The organism is Salipiger sp. 1_MG-2023, assembly GCF_030547555.1.
GTDB lineage: Bacteria > Pseudomonadota > Alphaproteobacteria > Rhodobacterales > Rhodobacteraceae > Salipiger.
In genome coordinates, this window is record NZ_JAUOQN010000161.1 from 1 (window position 1) to 1,103 (window position 1,103).

1 protein-coding gene is annotated in these 1,103 nt (G+C 61.2%); it reads left to right on the forward strand.

Annotated features, from left to right (window positions below):
- Positions 1 to 958: CocE/NonD family hydrolase C-terminal non-catalytic domain-containing protein (locus tag Q4543_RS24380; RefSeq protein ID WP_303442746.1), on the forward strand; the 958-nt coding region annotated here is incomplete at its 5' end.
- Positions 959 to 1,103 lie beyond the last annotated feature (145 nt).

Genomic DNA, 1,103 nt, shown 5'->3' on the forward strand with positions numbered 1-1,103 from the left:
CAAAGCCCCAGCTCTTCTTTGCTTTTGTCAGCCCGAGCAGCAGGTCGGCGATCTGTTCGTTCTCGTCGTCCAGCTTGCCTGGTCGCTTGACGAGGCTGGCACGTTGGCGCGCAACGGCGTGGGGCAGGGGAGGGTGGATGTCTCCACGCCTGCCACGGTCGGGTTGCAGGCGGGCAAGTGGTGCTCTTACGGCAAACATGGCGATCAGCCGGTGGATCAGGGGCCGGATGACGAGGCAAGCGTTACGTTTGAGACCCCACCGCTCGAGGCCGATTTCGAGATCGCCGGAGACCCCACGCTCGACATCAGTTTTACTTGCGACAAGCCTGTGGCGCTCATTGCGGTGCGTTTGATGGATGTGGCGCCGGACGGCAGCGCGACGCGCTTCAGCTACGGAGTGCTAAACCTCACCCACCGGGACAGTCACGAACACCCCGAGATGCTGGTAGCAGGCCAGACCTACAGGGCGCGCGTTCCGCTGAAACACGTGGCCCAGACACTGCGCAAGGGGCACAAGCTGCGCCTTGCACTCTCGAACACTTACTTCCCGATGGTATGGCCGTCGCCCGAGGCAGCGGTGCTGACGCTCGATCTGGCGAATTGCACCCTCACCTTGCCTGAACGCAACGGACCTGATGGCGAACTGCGTGATTTCGGCACACCTGTCGAGGCACCGCCGACGGAGACTGAAACGCTCGATAAAAGTGGCTTTGACTGGAAGGTCGAGCATCTGGACAAGGGCGGCGCGCGTGTCACGATCACCGACGATAGCGGCACCTTCCGTATTGTTGCCAGTGACCTGACAGTCAGCATGAAATGCGTCGAGACCTACGAACTGGCCAGCCCGGGCGACTTCACCCCGACAGCACGTATAACGTGGGAGCGTGGTGCGCGGCGCGGAAGTTGGGCAACCCGAAGCGAAACCGAGACGCTTGTGACCACGACGCGCACCCATTGACGGATCCGCGCAACGCTGCGCGCTTGGGAGGGCGAGACGCTTTGTCATGAAGAAGAGTGGGACGAGTTGATAGCTGTCACATCCCGGCAGGTAATATGGCTGTTTCTTGAACAGCTCTGGCTTGAGTTTGTGCCAGTCCTTCATC